This is a genomic window from Pseudoalteromonas sp. Of11M-6 (assembly GCF_022347905.1).
In the GTDB taxonomy this organism is placed as follows: Bacteria; Pseudomonadota; Gammaproteobacteria; order Enterobacterales; family Alteromonadaceae; genus Pseudoalteromonas.
Genome location: NZ_JAKRFW010000048.1, coordinates 1 through 22,674 on the forward strand (window position 1 = coordinate 1; position 22,674 = coordinate 22,674).

Genomic DNA, 22,674 nt, shown 5'->3' on the forward strand with positions numbered 1-22,674 from the left:
TATATTTTTGTGAATCTATTCTTCGTCGGAGACCGACGACCTTCGATTCTTTTCAGGTTTAGCGAGCTCGACGAATGATTTATCATTCTGCTCCATCCCGCACCTGTAAACTCTTAAAAAGGACTTCCCTTTCAAGAGGCCGCTATAATAATGGATTAAAATTTTATTGCAAGGGATTTAATGCTTAAAACAATTCAAGTGCGCAAAAATCCCACAACCTTCAACTTAAACCGTTATTTATTCTATCGCTCGATTATGTGGACTGATCAACTTTTGCCATTGCCAATCGGGATGCCCCATAACAATAAAGTCTGGGTTTTCGGTAGTTTCTCGTCGATTGTAGGTCAGCGGGTTAAACTCAGCATCGGTAATACAACCTCCGGCTTCTTCGACGATGATTTGTGACGCGCCAGTATCCCACTCTCCCGTTGGCCCTACTCGTAAAAAACAATCCGCCTTACCTTCTGCGATAATGCAGGCTTTTAATGAACATGACCCAAGTGCCACAGTGTCGAACTGACTATTTAAGTACTGACTAACCGCTTCAAGCTTTTGTCTGCGACTTACTGCCAATGTCAGCGTTTCTCGTGGCGAGACGAAAATACGTTTACTTTCGCCTGAGTCACTACGTTTAAACGCACCTTCATCTTTGCTCGCGTAATATGTTAGCCCTTGAGATGGCCAGTAAATGACGCCTAACACAGGATGATTATTTTCGATTAACGCAATATTGACGGCAAAGTCACCGCTTTCAAGAATAAATTCCCCAGTGCCATCCATAGGATCGAGTAACCAGTAGCGCTGCCAATCTTGTCGCTCACTCAATGGTGGAATTGGTGTTTCTTCAGACATTACCGGAATGTCAGGTGCTATTTCAGCAAGACCCGCCATTAAGATCTCATTAGATGCCAAATCTGCGGCAGTGACAGGAGTGTGGTCAGACTTTTCTTTTTTACCAATATCATCGGCTTGATAAATTGCCATAATGGCTTCACCGGCACGTTGTGCCAGTGCGATGCAAGGCTCTAAATAGGACTGCAATTTACGCCTCCAGATTCAAATGTGCTTTTAATAACAGTAGTGCCGCGACACTTCTTGCTTCGGTAAAGTCCTCTTGATGTAACAGATCATATAATTTATCTAGCGGCCACTTCACTACTACCAGTGGCTCTGGTTCATCACCTTCAAGCTGTTCTGAGTAAAGTTCACTAGCGACCAAAATATGCATTTTAGCATTAAAGTAACTCGGTGCCAGTGACACTACTTTGAGTTCAGAGAAAGCATTTGCACCAAAACCCACTTCTTCTTTTAGCTCTCGGTTACCCGCTTCCACCGGGGTTTCGCCAGGGTCAATTAGCCCTTTGGGAAAGCCGAGTTGATAGTCATGTGTTCCTGCACAGTATTCTCTCACTAATAATAGCTCATTATCAGCAGTTATGGGCACGATCATTACTGCGCCACGGCCACCGCCACGAACTCTTTCGTATTCTCGTTGCTCGCCATTCGAAAAAGATAACGAAAGTGCTTCTACCGTGAACAATTTGCTTTTAGCCACGACGTCGCAAGCTAAAATTTCTGGTGGTGTGGGATGCTTTTTATGTGACATAGATCATTATTTGCTATCATGGCGAATAACCTAATCATAAAGCCTTTGAAGTTAAATGCCTATGCTAAATTGGTCAAATATCGATACCGTTTTGTTAGATATGGATGGCACATTACTCGACCTCCATTTTGATAATCACTTTTTTCTCGACGTTGTGCCTAAGGCACACGCAAAACGTCAAGGCTTAACCCTTGAGGCTGCAAGGGCCGACATCCTCGCGCGTTATGACGCAGTAATGGGCCAGATAGAATGGTATTGCCTAGACTATTGGCAGGAGCAACTACAGCTGCCCATTATGGAGCTTAAACGTGAAGTACAACACTTGATCTCAATTCGTGAGGATGTACCAGCGTTTTTAGAGGCCTTAAGAGAGAGTGGAAAACAGCTTATCTTGTTGACCAACGCTCACCCAAACAGTCTAAGTTTGAAAATTGAGCGTACCCAATTCGATAAGTATCTCGACAAATTGGTTTCAACCCATGAATATGGCGTAAGTAAAGAAAGTCAGATGTTGTGGCAACAGGTAGAGCGTGATTTGGGCTTTGATAAGTCCCGCACTTTATTTGTGGACGATAGCATTAGCGTGTTAAATGCTGCGAAAGAATTTGGTATTGGCCATTTGCTTGCCGTTGCTAACCCTGACAGTCGGCAACCAGAGCGAGAGATCACTGAATACCTCTCAGTCTCCGATTACCATACCTTGCTACCTATTATAGATTAAGCTGGGTAGCGAGCTTTTAAGCCGTCGTACACGTGTGTTTTAAAGTCTGGGTGTGCTGTATCTAGACTTTTCACCACTTCGACTAAGTGCTCGTTATCTTCTTGGCCATTCCATACCTTGATGTAAGAACCATCTTTATAGCCATGATCTTGGCGGAAGAAGTTAAGCGTGTTTTTACCGACATATCCACGGTATAGGTCATCAATAGACATTCCGATTTGCTGCATACATCCCGCAAACGCATGGGCATCAAACTCGCGTTTGGTTACAGCCGCACTTGCAAGTAATTCAAGGGTTTCCTTGAAGTCTTCTGCGGTAGTTGGCTTTGCCAATTCAGCCTCTAACTGAGTCGCTAGTTGCTCAAATGACGTTTCGCCATCGATACGTAAAGACAAGCCAAAATGAAAAATATCCACTAGCTCTAAAATCACTTGCTCAGTATCTGGCGTTTGCTTTTTCCACCATTTCCAACCGTAATGATCTAGCATTTCTGCACACTCAACCCAAATTGCGCGGTACCATTCAAACCCTTGTTCAAACCATTGTTGGTGTACTTTGGTGTTCATGGCATGTTGCATTTCTAGCATAACCACAAGCTTAGTGATGTTTGCAGACATTGTGCTCTCTCTTCATGGAAATCAATTACGAGCGATATCATACCGAAGTGAAAGATTTTCGCCAGCGCTTAGGTCTTCTGAGTCGATATCAACTTGAAACCCTAGGAACTTTTTATGCGTCATTTTATTTTATCGCTCGCTTTGGCTTGTTCAGCCTTTGTCAGCGCAGCTGAAATCACTAATATCGCCGCAGCACCTGAGCAAGTGAGCCCACTCCTTCCAGGCATTGATGCCCCTGCATTACAACTCAAAGATAAGTCAGGTAAAACTGTCGACCTCGCGACACGCTATAAAGAAAATATCACCGTACTGGTGGTTTATCGTGGTGGCTGGTGTCCATACTGTTCAAGACAGCTCGCGGGGATCCAAGAAATTGAACCACAGCTTGTTAAAATGGGGGCACAAATTATTGCTATCGCACCAGACTCACCTGAGGCGCTGGCAAAAAGTACAATTGAATCCCCTCACTACCAACTGTTGTCTGATAGCGAAATGCGTATGAGCCAAGCGTTAGGTCTCGCTTATTTTCTAGATGATAAAACAGCCCTTGCTTATCGCAACAAGTTGGGCGTAAATTTTGTTGATTTTGAGGGGAACGATAAAGTTGCCTTGCCGGTGCCGGCGGTATTTGTAGTCGATAAGAAGGGCTTGATCCAATTTCAATACGCAAACCCAAATTACAAAGTGAGATTGGATGAAAGCGTGCTACTAGCTGCGGTCAAAGCAGCTAGTCAACTATAGGAAAAGCACATAAAAAATGGAGTCCGAAGACTCCGTTTTTTAGCGGTTTTCTAACCGGTTATAGTCAAATAAACCATATTCAACGCCACGTGTTTGCTTGGCAATATCGTGGATTAAATCACTGTAACGCCAAAACTCTGGGTGAGTCCTGCGGATCCCATATTGCGCTCGTAGCGCTCGGTAATCAGACTCACTATTCATTTGGCTAAATGATGAGACGAAGTCCTCTTGTGCTACCTCGCTTTCTAAATACCAAATTGCCTCTGGGTAATCTCCGATAAAGCCTGGCACAATCGTCGCCGTGTCTTCTGTATACGCTCTTTGCCCTTCTTCATTTAACAAACTGGAGATGTTGTAGTGGGCATTATGGTGTAATAGCGAGAACGCTTGATGTGAACCGTCACTTTGCTTAGTAATAATAAACGAGACCTGAGGAAGCAAATTAATCGCTCTAACGGACATGCTATTCAATGCCTGCAGTGGTTTGCCGACGGCTTGATAGTCATAATCCCTATTTAGAACGGGCTTAAGCACAGCATGTAGTTTGTCATACAACTCTTGCTTTGGATCGTCCGTTTCGTATTTTATCCCCGTTGGCGCACCGATTAGTGATTTGCGATTGATAAACTCACTTAAGCTCAAGTGTGACTTACGATACCAATAGCGTTTAATTTCCTGTCGATGACTAAGTGGCAGTAAATTTAAAAAGTTTTGCTCACCTTCAAGCCTCAAAAAGTCCATATATAAGCGTGTGATCAACTGATGACCAATGTTGCCATACACGTCAAAACCTGCCACCAGCAAGTAGTGAATGCGCTCGAACAAGGCATAGTCTAATACCCAAGCTGTTTTGGGAGGCTGGCCGATAAAACCTTTAACCACCGTTGCGCTATCAAAATGACGGAAGATAGTTAATGCTGCATTCGGGTTTTCCCCCTCTCCACGCCAAATCAAGTCCATATTGAGACGCTGCCCATCGGCAAACATCTTATCTGCAAGCTCTGTTTTGGCACGTAAGTAATCCTGCTGCTTAGTGGCGTATTTCGCCCAACTGGAAAGCGGTAACGCATTACTTTGCTCAGCCGCAGGTAGCACCAAATCTTCATCATGTTTAAGCAGCAGCTGGTTCACCGCTTCATTGCTATTTTTTTCAGGATCAACAAACGCCACCCAGAAATGGTCGTTAATGACGTTAAGCGCTATTTGGCCTCGGCATACAGGGCCTTTGATAAAGCCTTTTACAATTAACTCGGCCTCATCCAGCATAAATTGATAACGAGAATTAACCGGAATATCTTTGAATACCTTAAATGGGTTTGCTGCAAGCTCTGGCTCATAACCAGGCAGTTCATCCACGTGATAATCCGCTGCATAAAATTGCTGATGTAACCGAGATAGCTTAGCGTCGTTCAATGCCAGTGGCATGTGAGTTTTTGACAAAATAGTACTGCGCACTTGCATCAATCGATAATACACCCTATCGATCTTAGGATCGTCAAACGGACGCACCGAACTCACCAACGCAATAGGCTGGCCTGGCGGCGTGCTTGAGCGTACCAATTGGAAAAACGCAGGGTCATCCAAGTGAGGGAAGTGGATATGGGCTAAATACCAATGCTCAAAAATATAACGCGCGGCAAGGCGGTGCTTATTAGAGTCCTGATTAAAAAATTGTTCCCACTTTTTCACTTCTTTTTGTGCTGCAACACTTGGCTTTGCAATCTGGCTCATTTTACTGCCACTTTGCAGCCAGGCTTCCAAGGTTTTGAATTCATCATGCGTGAGCGCTGGTAAGCCGTAGGGCATACCCGCATGAGGCTGCCGTTTCGCAAGGCTAGAAAACTCATCCATGGTTGGGCAAGACTGCGTTCTATCTAAAGAGAAATCAAACTCTTTACCCAAGATGCCTTGCTCAGGAAAACGATGAGACATTTTTAACAGCAAGCTATTATAAAGCACACTTCCAGCTAGGTTGCTGTATTCAGATTGATTGCGCTCATTCAGCACTGGGGTAAAACCACGCTCACGCCACTGTGTCGTGGTTTGGGCATCGAATAACAGCCGGGTTGGTGTTTGTGCTAACAACCGCGTGCCGTCATACACTAATTCCTTTGACAATCCCCTATCGATTCCTTCTGGAGATGACAGTTTAAGCTGACAAGGTGCGTCATAACAACCATGGCAAACCACACAACGCGACTCCAAAATGGGTTTCACGCTTTGTAAGTAACGTGCACCGCCTTGGTGATATTGTTCGATTCGTGCTTGGGGTTGTTCCGGTCCAAACATATCATCATATTTAGACACGCCCAAAGCCACACAGCCAGAAAGCACGGCGACAATCACCGCACAAAACAGTGCACGTTTAGACATTTACTCGCCCTCTTCGTCATCCAGCCCAAGATCAAAAGTCGGCATCATTTCTACGGGAGGTGAGACAAACAATGCATCGCTACTGGTGCTCAGCACAGCACTAAGAATAGGCCCGCGATTAATGAGCAATTGCAACTGATGTTCCGCACCTATCAACTCAGTTACTGTCGTACTAATGTTGTTGAGCGCATAATCATCAATATGCAAGCTAATATTCTCATCTTCTTTTGGGTTTTGGCACAAATGAGCAAGGAGGTTCTCACTCAACATCACTGATACTTCAGCATCTGGAGAGTCGATATCGCGATTCTCGATGTTGTCGTCTAACAAAAAAAGCGGCAGTGATAATGGGGTATCTTGTTGTAATTCCATCAAAGGTTACCATCTGAGTATTTGCTTTATATTAGCACAGTTAGATGGCTGATGGCTGAAAAGGGGGCGACGATGCGCCCAGCTTGATTACCAAGGAAGCGTGTCTCCATTGGAGTGCCAAAAACCACCACTGTTTTCGATAGTTAGGTGTTCAATTCTCTTAATTAAACGTTCCGCCGCAACATCTGGACCAATATCACCTGCAAATCCCACCATCTGCGTTTGCACAAAGCCAGGATGGAATAGTCCAACAGCAATATCTTGGTTTTTCAGCTCGTGAGCCATACTTACGCTCGCCGCGTTCAGTGCAGCTTTCGACATTCTATAACCAATGTAACCACCAGAACCATTATCTGCAATCGAACCCATACGACTTGTGATCATGGCAACTTTACTACCTGCTTTGAGGTTATCGAGCAGTGCATGAGTGACTCGAATTGGTCCTAGCGCATTAACGTTAAATTGGTGGTCGATATTTTCAAAATCCATTTCCACTAGTGTTTCGTTATGAAATACCCCAGCGTTATTAATAAGAATGTCTATTTTCTCCGAGCCCAATGCCGCCAATAGCTTTTTCGCGCCATTTTCCGTCGCAACATCTATATCTTCAATGATATCCACGCCTAGAGATTCTAGTTCTGCCGATGCTTTGCGAACAACCGCAGTTACTTTGCAGCCTAGAGATAAGTATTGTTTACAAAACTCTAATCCAATCCCACGATTAGCACCGGTCACCAAAACATGTAGTGTCATATCCTTCTCCTCACGATTTTTATGCTCAAACTATTACAATTGGTATGAGTTTACTAAACTCAAGGTCAATCCTGACTGAATTCATTTTTATGATGTACTTTTTCACTTTCTGACAACTTTGCTACAGTTATAACTCTGACAACCGTAAGGATATGTTGTGAAACTCGCACTTAGCACCCTCTTGCTTTTCTTTATCCACAAGGCGACGTTCGCCTACCAAATCAATGTCAGTGAGCTGGTCGCTTATCAGCTTGGCCAACAGCAAATCGCACAACTCATGCAAAAAATATACGCACCTTTGGACATCACGCCCACACTTGTCGTGTTACCCAGTGAGCGCGGATTAGAATATGTAGATCAAGGGTTTTATGATGCGGAGGCAGGACGCACTAGCGCTATTGCAAATGCCTATCCTAACTTACTGCAAATACCCGAACCACTTACAACCGTGCGAATGGCGGTGTTTTGTCTCAAGAAGGAGCGTTGTACTTTGTCGACCCGGCAAGACTATGCGGTAATACAAGGCAGTTTAATAACGGAGCAAGTTTGTCAGCGTAAAAAGTTGACCTGTAACGCGGTCTCTAACGATGTTTCTGCGTTTCAAGCACTTGAAAAAGGTCATGTAGAACAAATTTTAGCTGATGACTTATTTGCGCTTGGTGCGCTATGTCAGTCAGGACTCGCCACAGTTTATGTGCGTAGGCTACGAGATGCGAGTTATCCTATTTATCACTATATCAATCGTAAACACCAAGACCTACTGCCGAAATTAACAGCGTCTATCAAGCAGCTAAATAGTAGTGGAGAGCGCGATACTATTCTAAACCGGCTCTCTGAGAGCTTCGCCACTTGCCATGGCAAAGTGATTGAATTAGAAATGCATTAAGTTGAAATATCATCCATGGCAGATTCTATGATAGAGAATACCGCCCCTTGAGGATCGGTTATCACGCTAAAGCGACCTACTTCTGGTATATCTGTCGGCGGTACACAAATTTCTCCGCCAAGCTTTTGGGCATATTCAGCTTTACTATCGCAGTCCAATACCGCAATGTAAACCATCCAGTGCGGAGGAATGTCTTCACCCCATTCAGCCGTCATTTCTAACATGCCAGCGACGGGTTGCTCATTTACTTTGAACAAGGTGTAGTCCATATTTCCCATGTCTTTGACTTCGATTTGCCACCCAAATAATGCGGAATAAAAGTCACGACTTTTGCCACTGTTTTTACTCACTAGCTCAAACCAATAAGGAGTATTCGCTTCGAGATGACGTTGCGTCCCAATATGGCCACCCTCTTGCCATAACGCAAAAACCGCTCCACTTGGCTCCTTTAACATCACCATTCGCCCTGCCCCTGGGACATCGTGAGGGCCTGCAAGCACTTCAGCACCGAGTTCGTTGGCTTTGTTTAGACATTCATCGACATTGTCTACCGCCACATAAGCAAGCCAGTGACTGGGCATGCCTCCTTGTTGTTGCTCAGCGGTCATCTGATACATCGCTGCGACATCATCGACTTCTTTTTGCAACATGGTGTAATAACAATCTTCACCAATGGGCTGGTCAAGAATTTGCCAATCAAATAGTTGGCTATAGAAAGGTTTTGCTGACTGCCAGTCGCTTGAACACAATTCAATCCAACAAAAATAACCGGGTCTAAATTCACTAATTATTGCCATGATAAGCACCAAACTCATTCAAGTGTATTGAATATAGCAGCAGTAGCCTAAAGCCGCCTGAGGCATTTACACAAATTTACAAGTGTGGGAGGTTTATTGTTGTGGAATTAAAAATTAACCTATAGAATCCCGTTCCGCCTTTGAAGACTAGGCGAAATAAAAACAACTATAGGATGTAAAATGTTTAAAACTACTCTAGCTGCAGCAATCGTCGTTGGCGCAATGACTGCCCCTCTAGCTGCACACGCTTCTGATTCTGTAAACCCTTGGCAAGAATGTGGTATCGGTGCAATCATCTTCCCAGATAATGGTGCAGCTGCTGCAATTTCGAATATCATTTGGGACCTTGGTACGACTGCTGTTTCTACAAAGATTTCATCTGTAGAATCTTGTGCTGGTCGTGAAGTAAAAACTGCAATGTTTATTCAGCAAACATTCCCTACACTGGAGCAAGAAATTGCAGAAGGTCAAGGTGAATACGTGTCTGCGATGTTAGCAGTACGTGGCTGTGACGCAGCAGCAACAGCTGACATTGTAACCGCTATCAGAAATGACTACGCAGCGCAGCCTGCAAATAACGCTGAAGCACTATACAACATCGTAGAAACTCGCGTTTCGACTAGCTATTCAGCTCAGTGTAACGCAAGCTAAATAGTATAGGTGAGCACACCTAATAGCGCTGTGCTCACTTTTTTGATGAAGACCGTTCTCAAATATTCAGCTTACAGCTTACTGTTTTATAGTACAGCCACATTAAGCTTTGATACCAACGAGCTGGCCCAAAACACAACGTGGCAAAAACTTCTCCATCTAAAGAAAGATGGCCACAGTTTAATAAAATCAGCTTCTTTTTTTCTATCTGATCACACCCAATTTTCACCAGCGAACGAACTTAATGCAACTATTGCAGCTTTTCAACGTGAGCCTAGTTCACAGTGCCAATTTCCGGCTCGAGCCAAGTGGCTAAGATCCCAAGGCGTTCCGTTGCCAAAAGCGCCAGCTTGCGTGGCTTTTGATGAATGGAAAAATGAAGGTGACTGGAATTCTATCAGCTTAGTGTTTGCCTCCGGATACATGAGCAACCCGGCCTCGCTGTATGGGCATATGTTACTTAAAATCGGCTCTCAATCAGCTCACAATATCCTGTTAGACCGGAGTGTCAATTATGGCGCAATCGTTCCAGAGGACGAAAATGGGTTAGTTTATATAGCTAGAGGGTTATTTGGCGGCTATCAGGCTGGCTTTTCAGATCAGCGATTTTTTCATCATCACCATAATTACAGTGCAGACGAACTGCGTGACCTTTGGGAGTACAAATTAAATTTAACACCAGATGAAGTCGAATTTATTACAAAACACCTTTGGGAATTACTAAACGCTCAATTTGATTATTACTTTGCTGACGAAAATTGCGCATTTCATATCGCACAACTTATTGAACTTGTGCTTGATAAGCCATTAACGGCTGACCTACCGCCTTGGGTGATCCCTGTCACTATTTTTGATAGATTGAATCAAGCTAAGCACCAAGATAATTCTTTAGTGTCAGCGATTCATTATATTCCTTCAACAAGCAGTGAGTTCTACAACCTATATGAAAAATTAAGTCCTGAGCTCAGATCGTTGGCAATCCATCTTTATCACCATCAAAAAGACTTCAATAATGAAAAGTATCAACAGCTTCCAACTGAGCAAAAAGTAATATTACTTGAAGTATTGATGAGCTTTGTACAGCTGCAACTTACCTTAGAAAGAGACGAGAAACGCAACAGCGAGTTTAAACGTGTATTGCTAAAAGAACGAATAAAGCTTCCAGCAGGCATCAGTAAGGCGAAATCCCTCTTGGCTATAACACCAAGTGACAAAGCACCACACTTGGCAACAAAACCGTCGAAAGTAAGCCTAGCCATTCAGTCACAGCCCGATTCAGAGTATACTGCGAGGTTTGGCTTTAGATTGACATATTTTGATTCGCTTTCTCCAGACACTGCTAGAGTTAAATTTTCAAACTTAGAAATGCTGGATGTAGAACTTGCGCTAGCTGATAACGACATAGATATTTACAAGTTTGACGTGCTGGATTTAGAGTCCTTTAATCCAAGCTATGCAAAAGGGTTTGATAACCAAAACTGGGCTTGGCGCCTACGCTTAGGCTATGAAAAGCAGCAGGCTTATTGTAATGATTGCGCTTTTGTTGGATTAAATACTGCTGCAGGCTACGCCCATCTGCTAAATGCTAGCAGCATCACATTTGCTCTCGCAACAATAGAAACTTTTTCTATAAATAACAATTACTATCTCAGCCCTGGTATTGAAGTTGGCTTACTTTCAAGGCTAAATAATTCTTTTGCATTCAGAACCTCTATCTCGAAAAACACTCATCACGCAGCACATGTCAAACTTGAGCTCGCAAACCGGCTTTCGCCTCAATCCGATGTAAGAATTGGTTGGGACTATGCAGAAACATCCCGACTTTCATTACAGTTCAATTATTATTGGGATTAGTGGCTCACTTCGGCTGCCCATACTTAGGTGAGCGCACGCCATAAAGCAAACCATTGCTTGAGTCCGCTGATAATAATCTCTGTGATGCTTTCTGTGAAACTTCAAATCCTTTATCTGAAGTGCTTTCAATCACCTGATTTAGTACCGCGCCAATCAATGCGCCAGCCAAACTGCCATCACGGTCATCTCTGTCTTCACTACTTGACGCTTTTGATTTACCACGCCAAATTACTTGGCCAGTTTTTAAATCAACCAACCTTGCCGATAGCGCGACTGTAGTGTCACTATCTAATACAACGTATGACGTACCATAATCTTGAATCTCTATGTATAAAGCAGCGTCGGCAGCAAAGATTTCATAGAGCTTGTCTATAGCAACATTGTGAACATCATGAGCCACAGTTAAGCCGTTATTTTTAAAAGTCTCATTAACCAAAGATACTGGAAAAACATAATAGCCAGAGTCTGCAAGTGGCTTCACCACCGTCGCCAAAACCCCAAAAGGTGCAACAATTTCATTGGAATTATTGATAGGCGGTAACACCAGTATCGACTTAGGATCGCTTTGAATAAAAGCGCTGTAATCCTGCTTAGGAGCCGTCGCACAGCCATTCAATAAGGCAAAAGTCAAAAGCACCAAGCTCGCTTTAATCCATTTCATCTTATTCTCCCTGTGCATTTTTTAGTAAAAAGTCGATATATTGCCTAGACTCAGGATACAGTTGTTTTTCCTGTTCAAAATACGCAAACCCTTTGCTGTCATCCCCTTGCATCAAATATAAGTAACCGAGATGTGCATACATGCCTGGTGCTGGACTTATCTGCTTTACTTCGGCGCGCGCAATGCTTGACTCTAACTGACTGATCTGCTGCTCAGGCGACTGCCCATCACCTCGAAAGAACTCATAGAGGTTACGTTCGTAAGAACCGTAATAATATTGTGGTGTCGTACTCTGACACCCAGACAATATCAATAGTAAAGTCGCCACAAATATCGTTTGCTTCATAATTTACCTGAGGTTTAGATTAGCTGTGGGGATTGTCTATAAAGGCTTCCAATCGCCTTTCTCGATGCCGCTAACCAAGTTATTAACGGCCTCACGAATGGCTAAATCAAGTACCTTGCCGTTTAGCGTTGAGTCATACCCTGCAGTGCCACCAAAACCAACCACTTCGCGATTAGATAAGCTGTATTCTCCAGCTCCTTGCACCGAGTACACGACTTCTGAACTAGTCACATCAACGATATTCAGATTTACCTTAGCGTAAGCAATTTGCGATTTTCCTTTACCTAGAATACCGAATAATTGTTTATCACCTACTTCTTTTCGACCAAACTCAGAAACATCTCCCGTGATCACAAAGTTAGCACCCTTAATACTTTGTTTTGCGCCAGCAAATCCAGCTTCTTGGGCTATCTCTGTCATGTTTTCTCTATCTAAAACAATAAAGCGATTACTCTGCTGTAAATGGGTGGTAAGAATAGTTTTAGCCTGAGAGCCCAAGCGATCCGGTCCTGAACTAAACACACCATTGTGAAAAGCTGAACGGTTTTGCAATTTACCAACCGCTAACTGACTTTTTGGTCCATTGTATGTCTGATTATATGAGGCCACTTTAGGTGCTTCTACCGTTCTTGATGCTTCCGTTGCGCAACCCGCGGTTAATCCGACAAACGTCAATGCAATTACTGTGGCAAGCGGTTTATTCATTATCATTCTCCTAAAGTCATATGCGCCTGTCTGCGACGCAGCGATTCGTTTTGTTAATAACAATGTAGATAAATTTAGCTGACTTTAGTGTTAATTTTTGTTTGGGGAAAAATGCAATAACGCTACATCTAGATGGAATTTTAAAGATAGTGCAAAATAAAACCGAGTACAGCACCGGAAAAAGTAGTGCAGACGACTTAAGAAGCGGCCATCAACAAACCTAAATTCATTTTTATAACAAATAGTTATGGATTTGTAAGTTCGTGATTTGCTTAGTACTGCACAAAGCACCAAGCAAGATTACTGTTAAAAAGCGCCATACACTTTCCAACAAATTAGCGTTGGCGCATCACGCCTTCTTGAATAGTCGACGCAACTAACTCACCTTGGCGGTTGAAAAATTGACCACGTACTAGGCCTCGGCCATTAGACGCGCTCGGACTATCAACGCTATATAAAATCCATTCATCCATTCTAAACGGACGATGGAACCACATCGCATGGTCTATTGTCGCGACTTGCATATTTGGCTGCATAAACGACAAACCATGTGGTTGTAGTGCAGTTGGTAGAAATTCAAAATCAGAGGCATAAGCCAGCAAATAGTTGTGGATCCTTCTGTCGTCCGGCATGTCACCATTGGCTTTAAACCAAACATTTCTCACCGGGTCCTGTTTTTTAGGTTTGAATGGATTTTGAAAGTTTACAGGGCGCATATCCAGCGGCATTTCTTGCGTAAATTTCGCTCGAAGTGATTCTGGAATGAGGTCCGCATGTTCTTGATAAAAGTGAAGTGATGACTTCAATGTTTCAGGCTCTGGCACATCCGGCATCAAAGATTGATGAGAAACGCCGGGTTCATCCCCTTGGAAAGAGGCAGTCATGTAAAATATCGGCTTACCATATTGAATGGCACTGATCCTACGAGTGCTAAAACTGCGACCATCACGAATGTTTTCGACATCGTAGACGATGGGCTTGCTTGCATCACCAGGACGCAAAAAGTAAGAGTGCAGCGAGTTAACAAAGCGCCCTTCTGGTAAGGTGTATTTTGCTGCGGACAACGCCTGCCCCATCACCTGACCTCCAAACACTTGAGGAAAACCAAGGTCTTGGCTTTGACCTCGATATATCCCTTGCTCAATTTCTTCAAGGCTGAGCAAATCCAACAGATTTTGTAACACTTGACTCATGTTGCACTCCGAACGTCTAGTAGAACTGGCGATAGTCGTTATAATGAGATAATACTTTTACCAAATCCAAGTAAGACTCGGACTGGTAGCAAACCAAGTACATTGCTCAAATGAGTATAATACATCATAACTCAAACTATTGGACTAACCCATATGGCTTATTGGCTGTTTAAAACAGAACCCGATGCATTTTCCATTGATGACTTAAAAAACGCGCCTGAGCAGCAAACTTTTTGGGAGGGAATTCGTAATTATCAGGCAAGAAACTTCCTGCGTGACGAGGTTAAGGTGGGTGACTCAGTGTTTATTTACCACTCAAGCTGTAAAGTCCCTGCGGTTGTCGGTATTGCCAAAGTGGTGAAAGCAGCAGAGCCAGATCCACATCAATTTGACTTAAGCAGTGATTATTATGATGCTAAATCAAGCACTGATAACCCTCGCTGGGTAGGTGTCACTCTAGCATATGAGCGGCACCTACGCCCGGTGACCCTGCAAGCGATAAAAGCCAACACTGCGCTCACCGAGCTGGCTCTAAAAAAAGGGGGGAGGTTATCCATCATGCCCATCATCAAACCTGAGTGGCAGGTTATTTTAGAGATGTCGGGGCAAAGCTAACGTTTTGCTTTGCCTTTTTGTCGCCCGTGCTTAGGCACTATGCTGATATATAGCAGCAAAGCGACCCAAGAAAACAGTAGCGTTCCTATCAGCCAGCCGTTTTTTTCATGCCCTTTGCTGCGCTTGCTTCCTGCAACCAAAGCGACAGGAAGTAAGTAAGCGCACACAGCAGCAATCATCAAAAAGAGTTCTTCGAACATAGTGATGACCAGTCAACCTCTGATGCAAGCACTCGCTGTGGTGCAATATAGTGCAAAATATCTCCCCCTGTGATGTTGTAATCCAGAGGTGGGTTTAGATCCATATTTAGCGCATTTATATCGTGCGCAACACCGAGCAGCGTCGCATCATGATGCTGTTTAAAATAACCAAAAATATCACCAAAGGTTAAACAGCTTACCTCTGCAGGTAAGGCTAAGCTAAATTGCGTATCGCCGTGTAGCGTCGACAGCAATTCCTCTTGTACTCGGCTTGAGCCTGGGTCTTGCATGGCTCGCACTAAGATTTCCGCAGACATAGATGCTGAGCATTCAACATTTTTACAATGCTCTCTTAAAAGTAGTGCTTTGCTATCGTCCAAGAAGTGCGCGCTAATATGTGCTTCGGGTTTTACTACCCGACTAAGCTTTAGCGCGGTGGTAAATGTCTGGTTATCATCATCGCCATCAATGATGATTTTGTCAGCCCGCTCAATGTTAATCCGACTTAGCTGTTCGTCATCAGTAAAGCTGGTTAAACGCGCAAATGCGACTTCCGGATAACTCAACAGCGGATGCTCCATGGCCTCGGTGACGGCTAATACGATTTTTCTATCTTCGCGTTTATTGTCACCTAAAATGTAATCCACCATTTTTTTTGTTCTGACATCATGCCAACCAAAAATTACAATGTGGTTTTGCAAATGTGCAAAGTCTTTTTCCCCTGTCATGCCTCTTCTCACCCAATACGTCACAAATTGTCCAGCTTTTCCCAATAACACACCAAATAGCGCAAGGCCAAATGGGATCTGTATTATGGCAACGACTAAACGGCCAAAATCCGTTGTTGCACTAAAGTCTCCGTAGCCAACTGTTGAAGTCGTCACCACGTAGTAATAAAAGAACGTGCTCAGTGGTAATAACGCCGATTCATTGCTGAGCCATAATAACCCCCACGTCACCGACATATGAATGAGCGTTGCCATAAATAACAGTTGCCAGCTGGCCTTATCCACATGAGCCCGCATCAAAACAACTAAGCGCTTAAAAATTATAGGCATATTGCTTCCCTATCAAATACATACTGCTACCTTACTGCAGATTTTAGCCAAAAAACAACACGACATATCGACTTCTTTGATATAGTCTTAGAAAAGGTTACAAGAAGTAATGAGGGGTTAACATGGCTGGCGTATTGGCCTCAGTAAATCAACGCACACAACTGGTGGGTGAAAACCGCCTAGAGTTGCTATTGTTTCATCTTCATAGCCGCCACTTTTTTGCGCTCAACGTCTTCAAGGTAAAAGAAGTTGTTAAGCTCCCTCATCTTAACAAAATGCCCAATGCACACCCTAAAGTGTGTGGCGTAACCAACATCCGTGGCGAGTCTATTCCGGTTATCGATTTACGACAAGCGATATGCATGCCGCCATGCGACCGAGACAAAGACTGCAACTTAGTGATCACAGAGTACAACCGCTCAGTGCAGGCTTTCTTAGTTGGTAAAGTTGACCAAATCGTCAATACTACGTGGTCCGATATTATGCCAACCCCTAAGTCTGTTGGCCGCAATCACTATCTCACCGCACTGACCAAAATCAAACGTGACGGCGTTGAACACATCGTTGAAATTATCGATGTAGAAAAGGTACTTGCCGAAATCGTCGAATACAAAGTTGAGATCCCGCAAGACATTCTAGATAAAGATATCATCAACGAGTTTCATGGCCGTAAAATTCTACATGCCGATGACTCGCCGACTGCTCGTCGTCAAGTTGCCGATACCTTGGCACAATTGGGCATAGAAATCATCCCAGCGACTGACGGCCAAGAGGCGCTCAATGTGTTAAAGCACTGGGCCGACGAAGGTATCGACGTACAAAAAGAGTTACTTGCGGTGATCACCGATGCAGAAATGCCGGTTATGGATGGTTATCGACTCACCTATGAAATTCGCAATGACAGTCGCCTGAAAGACCTTTATGTCATTCTCAATACCTCACTCAGTGGCAGCTTTAATCATGCCATGGTCGAAAAAGTGGGTTGTAATGCGTTTCTATCAAAATTCCAGCCCGATTTATTGGTTACAGAGGTACAAAATCGGTTGAAGGACGTTTTGCAAAAATAAAAATAAACACTGTATAAAAAACCAGTTTATGTTTCTTTATAAATCATAACGTTACCTTTACTCGGTTAGGTTTGCTTTGCGATATGCTGGGATTTACGGCAACGACTCGGTATACTTGCCATCATTTGAGCAAATAGGCAAAGCAATGGACGTATCAGAATTACTCGACGGCCTCAACGACAAACAGCGCGATGCAGTCGCCGCACCTCTGCAAAACATGTTAGTGCTCGCAGGTGCGGGGTCAGGTAAAACACGAGTACTCGTTCATCGTATAGCTTGGCTTATGCAAGTTGAGCACGCCTCCGCATTTAGTATTTTCGCGGTAACCTTTACCAATAAGGCAGCCAAAGAAATGCGTGCTCGTGTTGAAGCGACGCTCAATGGCCCTGTTGGTGGTATGTGGATAGGCACTTTCCACGGCCTTGCCCACCGCATGTTACGCGCCCATCACCGTGAAGCTAAATTACCAGAGTCATTTCAAATTCTAGATAGCGATGATCAGCAACGAATGATCCGCCGTTTGCTCAAAGCCATGAATATCGATGAGAAAAAGTGGCCACCTAAGCAGTTAAGCTGGTACATCAGCGCGCGTAAAGACGAAGGATTAAGACCCAAAGATATTCAAGCATACGATGTCAACGAACAGCTGATGCTGAACGTGTATAGTGCTTACCAAGATGCCTGTGATAGAGCCGGTCTTGTTGATTTTGCCGAGATCCTATTGCGCTGCTACGAGCTATTACAGCAACAACCTACCTTGCTACGTCACTATCAACAACGCTTCCGCCATATGCTAGTGGACGAGTTCCAAGATACCAACAGCATTCAGTATTTGTGGCTACGCCTGCTTGCAGGTAGTGACAACAATATCATGATCGTAGGGGATGACGACCAGAGTATTTACGGCTGGCGTGGTGCAAAAATAGAAAACATCAAACGTTTTCTAGACGACTTTAACGCCGAAACGATCCGTCTTGAACAAAATTATCGTTCTACTGCAACCATTCTAAAAGCATCCAACGCGCTCATTGAAAACAACGCGGAGCGAATGGGTAAAAGTCTCTGGACTGACGGTAATCAAGGCGAGCCAATTTCAATTTACGCCGCTTTTAATGAACTTGATGAAGCACGCTTTGTGGTTGGCAAAATTAAATCTTGGTTACAGGCTGGCAATGCACTCAGCGACAGCGCCGTACTCTACAGAAACAATGCACAGTCCCGAGTGTTAGAAGAAGCCCTACTTCAAGAAGGATTAAAGTACCGTATTTATGGCGGTATGCGTTTCTTCGAACGCCAAGAGATTAAAGATGCCCTGTCTTACCTTCGTATAATCAGTAATCGTAATGACGACGCGGCATTTGAGCGTGTGATAAACACCCCAACCCGTGGTATTGGTGATAAAACATTAAGTCATATTCGCGATTGTGCACGTCACGAATCACTCTCACTTTGGGATGCAGCCAAAGCCGTACTTGCGCAAAAGCATTTAGCGGGAAGAGCAGCTACGGCGGTGACAAAATTTATTGAATTAGTCGAGCAGCTAGACGATAAAATTGCCGATCTTGAACTGGCACAACAAGCACAGACAGCCATTGAGCAGTCAGGTCTCATGGCAATGTATCAAGCCGAAAAAGGCGAAAAAGGCCGCGCTCGAGTGGAAAACTTGGAAGAATTGATCAGTGCTTGTGGTCAGTATGAGCTGCCTATCGATGAAGATTTTACTTCACCATTACAAGGCTTTTTAGCCTATACCTCTTTGGAGGCAGGCGAAGGCCAGGCAGACGAGCACGAAGATGCGGTACAAATGATGACGCTGCACTCGGCCAAAGGTCTCGAGTTCCCATTGGTCTTTATGGTTGGGGTGGAAGAAGGCATGTTCCCATCGCAACAAAGTAATGAAGAGTCAGGCCGCTTGGAAGAAGAGCGCCGCTTGTGCTACGTCGGTATGACACGTGCCATGGATAAGCTTTACATTAGCCACGCAGAAAGTCGCCGCTTGTATGGTCAAGAAAAACATCACAGCCCTTCAAGGTTCTTACGTGAAATTCCTGAAGACTGCATGGAAGAAATCCGGATCAAAACGCAAATTTCTCGTCCGGCTAACTCGGGTCGATTCAGCCCATCAATCAGTCACGCGACCTTTGAAGATAGCGGCTTTAATTTAGGCCAGCGCGTCCTCCATGCCAAATTTGGTGCAGGTACAGTGCTTAACTATGAAGGTGCAGGTGCTCAATCACGCATCCAGGTTAGCTTTGATGATGTTGGTAGTAAGTGGTTAGTAACCGCCTATGCAAGACTTCAAGCACTCTAGTCTTTCACAATTACGTTCTCAGCTTGCCGATGCCCGCCATCGGCAACTCTTGCTTATCACCGGCAGCCAAGCTTGGTGTTACGCGCAGTGTCAGCAGCTACTAGCAAACTCAAACGATAATCTTATCCTAAGTAGCAATAAGACATTAGAAAATGCCGTTTGGCCTGAGCATTTACACCAAATACTCGGACAAGAATTTAGCAACCTAGTCTACGACGGCTTTAGCGGTATTGTGCCTAACAAAATCGCAGCGGCAGCGGGCACGGTAAAAGCAGGCGGCTTACTGCTGTTGTTACTTCCCGAGTTAGATGAACTCGACCACTGGCTAGACCCTGCAATTACCCGCTGGTGTTCAGAGGGGCAAACGCCCAAACACAGCCACTTTTTAAAAAGGTGGCAGCAGCTCTGGCAGCAACGAACAGTTTGGCATATCAGTGAACACTTTGGAGCTCAATTACCCTCAGCGTATCTTGCTACAAGTTCAGTGGTTAGTGGTATTGCAGAGCAACAAATTGTACTTGCGCAACTCTCCGCAATATTGGAAAACCAGCAAACACCTGTATTACTGAGTGCAGATAGAGGTCGAGGGAAGAGCGCGTTATTAGGTCTCTTGGCATCAAAGCATCCTACACAACAATTTGTTATTTGTAGCCGCCATTTTCATGCGCTGCATAGTTGCTTTAGCATGTTTGCTCAAACACTCAATACCGAGGTTGATGTAAAAACGAAGAAGCTGGCTAATCTCAGCTATATGGCACCAGATGCGTTACTACAACAAGCCTCTACGCTTGATAGCAATACGATTATTTTGGTAGATGAGGCAGCTGCCCTGCCAGTTCCATTTTTAATACAAATCACTCAACTTGGTTTTCGCTGCATTTTTTCCAGCACCTTAGTTGGTTATGAGGGTAATGGTAGAGGCTACACGTTACGGTTTAAACGCTACTTAGAATCACATTACCCAAGTTATCTTGATTTCACCTTGTCGACTCCTATTCGTTATGCGTCAGATGATCCACTGGAGCAGCAGATCAGAGATTTATTTGTACTCGAGTGTAAGGCGACATCACCCATACTCACTTCATCAACCACAATGCGCGCTATTTCCCAGAGTGAATTGGTAGAAAATAGCCAGTTACTTGAGCAAGTATTTTCACTGCTCGTTTTAGCGCATTATCAAACCAGCGTGGATGATTTAAGGCAATTGTTAGATGCACCCGATCTGCGCTTACAAGGTGCATTTTGCAATAACGAACTAGTAGGCATTTGCCTTGCTGTCATCGAAGGCGGACTCGCTTCAGATCTCGCAGAAGATATTCTAGTAGGAAAACGAAGACCCACAGGCCATCTCTTGGCGCAGCAGCTAACGACAAGCTTGGGTGATAGCCGTTTTGTCACCGAAAAAAGCGCAAGAGTTGTTAGAATAGCCGTGCACCCGGATATACAACAGCAAGGAATTGGCAGTCAATTACTTGAATGTTTTGAAACCACATTACCAGAAGATATCAGTTACATAGGAACCAGTTTTGGCCTTACAGCGCCATTGCTTTCATTTTGGTCACAATGTCACTATCAGCCGATGAAACTGGGATTTAAGCAAGATAAGGCCAGTGGCGAGTATGCAGTTTTGATGTTCAAAAAAATCCGAGGCGACTTAGACAACGCCTATACTCGAGTATTCAAACAAGCTTTTTTCTATCAGTTGCGCTCGCACTATCAACAACTCGATACTGAGGTGGTGAGCGCGCTATTGGCGACCTTACCCTTTGAACATATAACTAATGAGCAGCTAGATTATTTGCGCTATTTACGTAAAAGCAACCCGGTTGAGCAACAAGTATGTCCTTTTTTATGGCAGTTGATCACAACCGATCCTCGATTGCTTAAAAACTTAACTAAAGTTTCCAAAGCATTAGTGATTCGTCTAATATTACAGCAACATTCGACCCACGTCGTAATTAATTTGCTTGGGTTATCTGGTAAAAAAGCCCTCACCACAACGCTAAGAGAGACAGTACGGCAAGTATATGAGTATTTTCGGTGTTAAATTTTTACTATTCACTTTTGCTTCTGCTGTACTGAGCTTTGCAGCTTCCGCTCAACCTGTGGTGAAAATTGGTATGTCCACCGCACTCTCAGGTCCTGCAAAAGAGATTGGTCAACAACTAAGGGCTGGTGCTGAGCTACATTTTAACTTTTATAACCAGCATAAAACGGATGGCGCAGCTAAGATTGAGTTGCAGGTGCTAGATGATGGCTATGAGCCACACAAAACTGTAACCAATGCTCGTAAGCTCGTTTATGAAAATAAGGTCGATGCATTATTTGGCGTTATGGGCACCCCAACCTCTTACGCTATAAAACCAATTTTAGAACACTCTAAAGTTCCCTTTCTTATGCCATATACTGGCGCTGAGTTTCTCCAAGATCCTATTACTTTTAATGTGTTTAACCTCCGCACTAGCTATAATAAAGAGGCTCAAGATATCATCCGCTACTTCGTCGATGAACAAAAACTCAAGCGAGTCGCTCTACTCATACAAGCCGATGAATTTGGTCTCACCGTAGAAAAAAGCCTTACCAAAGCGTTAGCTGAACGTGGATTCAAACCTGTTGTGATAACCCGTTTTAGACGAAATACTGATGATATTGAGCGAGCACTTGAGCAAGCACAGCGCCATAAAATTGAAGGCTTGGCTATGGTCGGCACCTACACGCCACTGTCTAAGTTTATCAATCGTGCCATGGAAGTTGGCCTAGAAACACAATACGCCACGGTTTCATTTGCCTCCTCCAATGAGCTATTCGCTAGACTCAGAGGCAAGCCCAAAGTATTAGTCACCGAAGTTGTGCCTGACCCAGCGATTTGTAAGGGTAAGCTTTGTGACACTTTTCGCGAAGCAGTTCGCAATAGCACGCTTTCCCAAAACGAACAGGTATTCGAAGGCTATCTCAATGCCTACTTGTTGACGACTGCTATCCAGCAATGTGATCTGCCTATTGACAGCAATTGCCTACTAAACGCATTACAACACGAGTTGGAGCATAACACCGTTATTAAAGAGGTATTTATGCTCCAGCCAGCGCAAAAGAAATTGCCAGTTTACCGTTCCTTTTTCCAATAATGTTCTATGCTTAGTTGATACT

Annotated in this window: 23 protein-coding genes; 10 read left to right on the forward strand and 13 right to left on the reverse strand. The window is 44.0% G+C overall.

Going from position 1 to position 22,674, the window contains the following annotated elements; genetic code table 11:
• Positions 1-237: 237 nt before the first annotated feature.
• Complete coding sequence (gene cysQ, locus MHN32_RS19195; protein WP_239422544.1) at positions 238-1,041, reverse strand: 3'(2'),5'-bisphosphate nucleotidase CysQ; 804 nt, start codon at positions 1,039-1,041, stop codon at positions 238-240.
• A gap of 1 nt (position 1,042) precedes the next feature.
• Complete coding sequence (nudE, locus tag MHN32_RS19200; protein ID WP_095728586.1) at positions 1,043-1,606, reverse strand: ADP compounds hydrolase NudE; 564 nt, start codon at positions 1,604-1,606, stop codon at positions 1,043-1,045.
• A 61-nt stretch (positions 1,607-1,667) separates the two neighbouring features.
• Between nudE and yrfG the strand changes: the two genes are divergently transcribed.
• Positions 1,668-2,327 (forward strand): GMP/IMP nucleotidase, encoded by a 660-nt coding sequence (gene yrfG / locus MHN32_RS19205; RefSeq protein WP_239422559.1) that lies wholly within the window; start codon positions 1,668-1,670, stop codon positions 2,325-2,327.
• Here the strand turns inward: yrfG and MHN32_RS19210 are convergent.
• Positions 2,324-2,944, reverse strand: a complete 621-nt coding sequence (locus MHN32_RS19210; RefSeq protein WP_017219351.1) for a dUTP diphosphatase — start codon at positions 2,942-2,944, stop codon at positions 2,324-2,326. The two genes, yrfG and MHN32_RS19210, sit on opposite strands and share 4 nt — an antisense overlap.
• 114 nt (positions 2,945-3,058) lie before the next feature.
• Between MHN32_RS19210 and MHN32_RS19215 the strand changes: the two genes are divergently transcribed.
• Positions 3,059-3,685, forward strand: coding sequence for a peroxiredoxin-like family protein (locus MHN32_RS19215; RefSeq protein WP_130163319.1), 627 nt, complete (start codon positions 3,059-3,061; stop codon positions 3,683-3,685).
• 39 nt (positions 3,686-3,724) lie between these two features.
• Here the strand turns inward: MHN32_RS19215 and MHN32_RS19220 are convergent, their stop codons facing one another.
• From MHN32_RS19220 to MHN32_RS19230, 3 genes are all read right to left on the reverse strand, one after another.
• Positions 3,725-6,058: a fatty acid cis/trans isomerase gene (locus MHN32_RS19220; RefSeq protein WP_239422545.1), complete on the reverse strand. Its 2,334-nt coding sequence runs from the start codon at positions 6,056-6,058 to the stop codon at positions 3,725-3,727.
• Positions 6,059-6,430, reverse strand: a complete 372-nt coding sequence (locus tag MHN32_RS19225) for a hypothetical protein (RefSeq protein WP_239422546.1) — start codon at positions 6,428-6,430, stop codon at positions 6,059-6,061.
• Positions 6,431-6,517: 87 nt separating this feature from the next.
• Positions 6,518-7,183, reverse strand: coding sequence for an SDR family oxidoreductase (locus tag MHN32_RS19230; RefSeq protein WP_102055880.1), 666 nt, complete (start codon positions 7,181-7,183; stop codon positions 6,518-6,520).
• Between the two features lie 157 nt (positions 7,184-7,340).
• Here MHN32_RS19230 and MHN32_RS19235 point away from each other — a divergent pair, with 157 nt between their 5' ends.
• Positions 7,341-8,069, forward strand: coding sequence for a transporter substrate-binding domain-containing protein (locus MHN32_RS19235; RefSeq protein ID WP_239422547.1), 729 nt, complete (start codon positions 7,341-7,343; stop codon positions 8,067-8,069).
• Here the strand turns inward: MHN32_RS19235 and MHN32_RS19240 are convergent.
• Positions 8,066-8,866 (reverse strand): VOC family protein, encoded by an 801-nt coding sequence (locus MHN32_RS19240; RefSeq protein WP_239422548.1) that lies wholly within the window; start codon positions 8,864-8,866, stop codon positions 8,066-8,068. The two genes, MHN32_RS19235 and MHN32_RS19240, sit on opposite strands and share 4 nt — an antisense overlap.
• Positions 8,867-9,046: 180 nt before the next feature.
• Here MHN32_RS19240 and MHN32_RS19245 point away from each other — a divergent pair, with 180 nt between their 5' ends.
• Both MHN32_RS19245 and MHN32_RS19250 read left to right on the forward strand, forming a co-directional pair.
• A complete protein-coding gene (locus tag MHN32_RS19245) occupies positions 9,047-9,517 on the forward strand; it encodes a DUF3015 family protein (RefSeq protein ID WP_069023445.1) in 471 nt (156 codons plus the stop codon).
• A 333-nt stretch (positions 9,518-9,850) separates the two neighbouring features.
• The gene (locus tag MHN32_RS19250; RefSeq protein ID WP_239422549.1) at positions 9,851-11,371 is read left to right on the forward strand and encodes a DUF4105 domain-containing protein; all 1,521 of its coding nucleotides are present in this window, start codon (positions 9,851-9,853) and stop codon (positions 11,369-11,371) included.
• A 4-nt stretch (positions 11,372-11,375) separates the two neighbouring features.
• On the opposite strand, the gene MHN32_RS19255 is transcribed toward MHN32_RS19250, so the two are convergent.
• The 4 genes from MHN32_RS19255 to tesB all read right to left on the reverse strand — a co-directional run bounded on the left by MHN32_RS19255 (position 11,376) and on the right by tesB (position 14,276).
• Positions 11,376-12,032: a DUF799 domain-containing protein gene (locus MHN32_RS19255; protein WP_239422550.1), complete on the reverse strand. Its 657-nt coding sequence runs from the start codon at positions 12,030-12,032 to the stop codon at positions 11,376-11,378.
• Between the two features lies 1 nt (position 12,033).
• Positions 12,034-12,378: a DUF4810 domain-containing protein gene (locus MHN32_RS19260; protein ID WP_239422551.1), complete on the reverse strand. Its 345-nt coding sequence runs from the start codon at positions 12,376-12,378 to the stop codon at positions 12,034-12,036.
• Between the two features lie 36 nt (positions 12,379-12,414).
• Complete coding sequence (locus tag MHN32_RS19265; RefSeq protein ID WP_102055876.1) at positions 12,415-13,083, reverse strand: CsgG/HfaB family protein; 669 nt, start codon at positions 13,081-13,083, stop codon at positions 12,415-12,417.
• A gap of 335 nt (positions 13,084-13,418) precedes the next feature.
• Positions 13,419-14,276 (reverse strand): acyl-CoA thioesterase II, encoded by an 858-nt coding sequence (gene tesB, locus MHN32_RS19270; protein ID WP_095728597.1) that lies wholly within the window; start codon positions 14,274-14,276, stop codon positions 13,419-13,421.
• Between the two features lie 153 nt (positions 14,277-14,429).
• Between tesB and MHN32_RS19275 the strand changes: the two genes are divergently transcribed.
• Positions 14,430-14,891, forward strand: a complete 462-nt coding sequence (locus MHN32_RS19275; protein ID WP_239422552.1) for an EVE domain-containing protein — start codon at positions 14,430-14,432, stop codon at positions 14,889-14,891.
• Here MHN32_RS19275 and MHN32_RS19280 read toward each other — a convergent pair.
• Both MHN32_RS19280 and MHN32_RS19285 read right to left on the reverse strand, forming a co-directional pair.
• Positions 14,888-15,070, reverse strand: a complete 183-nt coding sequence (locus MHN32_RS19280) for a hypothetical protein (RefSeq protein WP_239422560.1) — start codon at positions 15,068-15,070, stop codon at positions 14,888-14,890. The genes MHN32_RS19275 and MHN32_RS19280 overlap by 4 nt on opposite strands.
• Positions 15,070-16,149: a potassium channel family protein gene (locus MHN32_RS19285; protein ID WP_010607893.1), complete on the reverse strand. Its 1,080-nt coding sequence runs from the start codon at positions 16,147-16,149 to the stop codon at positions 15,070-15,072. The genes MHN32_RS19280 and MHN32_RS19285 overlap by 1 nt, the downstream gene beginning before the upstream one ends.
• Before the next feature lie 122 nt (positions 16,150-16,271).
• On the opposite strand from MHN32_RS19285, the gene MHN32_RS19290 reads away from it, so the two are divergent.
• From MHN32_RS19290 to MHN32_RS19305, 4 genes are all read left to right on the forward strand, one after another.
• On the forward strand, positions 16,272-17,216 hold the full coding sequence (locus MHN32_RS19290; RefSeq protein ID WP_010607892.1) for a chemotaxis protein CheV: 945 nt from the start codon (positions 16,272-16,274) through the stop codon (positions 17,214-17,216).
• Positions 17,217-17,361: 145 nt separating this feature from the next.
• Positions 17,362-19,527: a DNA helicase II gene (gene uvrD, locus MHN32_RS19295; protein ID WP_239422553.1), complete on the forward strand. Its 2,166-nt coding sequence runs from the start codon at positions 17,362-17,364 to the stop codon at positions 19,525-19,527.
• Positions 19,505-21,574 carry a GNAT family N-acetyltransferase gene (locus MHN32_RS19300; protein ID WP_239422554.1) on the forward strand — a complete coding sequence of 690 codons (2,070 nt, stop codon included), beginning with the start codon at positions 19,505-19,507 and terminating at the stop codon, positions 21,572-21,574. Before uvrD ends, MHN32_RS19300 begins: the two co-directional genes overlap by 23 nt.
• The gene (locus tag MHN32_RS19305) at positions 21,555-22,652 is read left to right on the forward strand and encodes an ABC transporter substrate-binding protein (RefSeq protein WP_010607889.1); all 1,098 of its coding nucleotides are present in this window, start codon (positions 21,555-21,557) and stop codon (positions 22,650-22,652) included. Before MHN32_RS19300 ends, MHN32_RS19305 begins: the two co-directional genes overlap by 20 nt.
• The last annotated feature ends 22 nt before the right edge of the window (positions 22,653-22,674 follow it).

What these genes read in the sequence shown, in the direction of transcription:
- nudE (WP_095728586.1), bottom strand. Translation starts at nt 1,606, where the DNA reads ATGTCACATAAAAAGCATCCCACACCACCAGAAATTTTAGCTTGCGAC.
- yrfG (WP_239422559.1), top strand. Translation starts at nt 1,668, where the DNA reads ATGCTAAATTGGTCAAATATCGATACCGTTTTGTTAGATATGGATGGC.
- MHN32_RS19210 (WP_017219351.1), bottom strand. Translation starts at nt 2,944, where the DNA reads ATGTCTGCAAACATCACTAAGCTTGTGGTTATGCTAGAAATGCAACAT.
- MHN32_RS19215 (WP_130163319.1), top strand. Translation starts at nt 3,059, where the DNA reads ATGCGTCATTTTATTTTATCGCTCGCTTTGGCTTGTTCAGCCTTTGTC.
- MHN32_RS19220 (WP_239422545.1), bottom strand. Translation starts at nt 6,058, where the DNA reads ATGTCTAAACGTGCACTGTTTTGTGCGGTGATTGTCGCCGTGCTTTCT.
- MHN32_RS19225 (WP_239422546.1), bottom strand. Translation starts at nt 6,430, where the DNA reads ATGGAATTACAACAAGATACCCCATTATCACTGCCGCTTTTTTTGTTA.
- MHN32_RS19230 (WP_102055880.1), bottom strand. Translation starts at nt 7,183, where the DNA reads ATGACACTACATGTTTTGGTGACCGGTGCTAATCGTGGGATTGGATTA.
- MHN32_RS19240 (WP_239422548.1), bottom strand. Translation starts at nt 8,866, where the DNA reads ATGGCAATAATTAGTGAATTTAGACCCGGTTATTTTTGTTGGATTGAA.
- MHN32_RS19245 (WP_069023445.1), top strand. Translation starts at nt 9,047, where the DNA reads ATGTTTAAAACTACTCTAGCTGCAGCAATCGTCGTTGGCGCAATGACT.
- MHN32_RS19255 (WP_239422550.1), bottom strand. Translation starts at nt 12,032, where the DNA reads ATGAAATGGATTAAAGCGAGCTTGGTGCTTTTGACTTTTGCCTTATTG.
- MHN32_RS19260 (WP_239422551.1), bottom strand. Translation starts at nt 12,378, where the DNA reads ATGAAGCAAACGATATTTGTGGCGACTTTACTATTGATATTGTCTGGG.
- MHN32_RS19265 (WP_102055876.1), bottom strand. Translation starts at nt 13,083, where the DNA reads ATGAATAAACCGCTTGCCACAGTAATTGCATTGACGTTTGTCGGATTA.
- tesB (WP_095728597.1), bottom strand. Translation starts at nt 14,276, where the DNA reads ATGAGTCAAGTGTTACAAAATCTGTTGGATTTGCTCAGCCTTGAAGAA.
- MHN32_RS19275 (WP_239422552.1), top strand. Translation starts at nt 14,430, where the DNA reads ATGGCTTATTGGCTGTTTAAAACAGAACCCGATGCATTTTCCATTGAT.
- MHN32_RS19280 (WP_239422560.1), bottom strand. Translation starts at nt 15,070, where the DNA reads ATGATTGCTGCTGTGTGCGCTTACTTACTTCCTGTCGCTTTGGTTGCA.
- MHN32_RS19285 (WP_010607893.1), bottom strand. Translation starts at nt 16,149, where the DNA reads ATGCCTATAATTTTTAAGCGCTTAGTTGTTTTGATGCGGGCTCATGTG.
- MHN32_RS19290 (WP_010607892.1), top strand. Translation starts at nt 16,272, where the DNA reads ATGGCTGGCGTATTGGCCTCAGTAAATCAACGCACACAACTGGTGGGT.
- uvrD (WP_239422553.1), top strand. Translation starts at nt 17,362, where the DNA reads ATGGACGTATCAGAATTACTCGACGGCCTCAACGACAAACAGCGCGAT.
- MHN32_RS19300 (WP_239422554.1), top strand. Translation starts at nt 19,505, where the DNA reads ATGCAAGACTTCAAGCACTCTAGTCTTTCACAATTACGTTCTCAGCTT.
- MHN32_RS19305 (WP_010607889.1), top strand. Translation starts at nt 21,555, where the DNA reads ATGAGTATTTTCGGTGTTAAATTTTTACTATTCACTTTTGCTTCTGCT.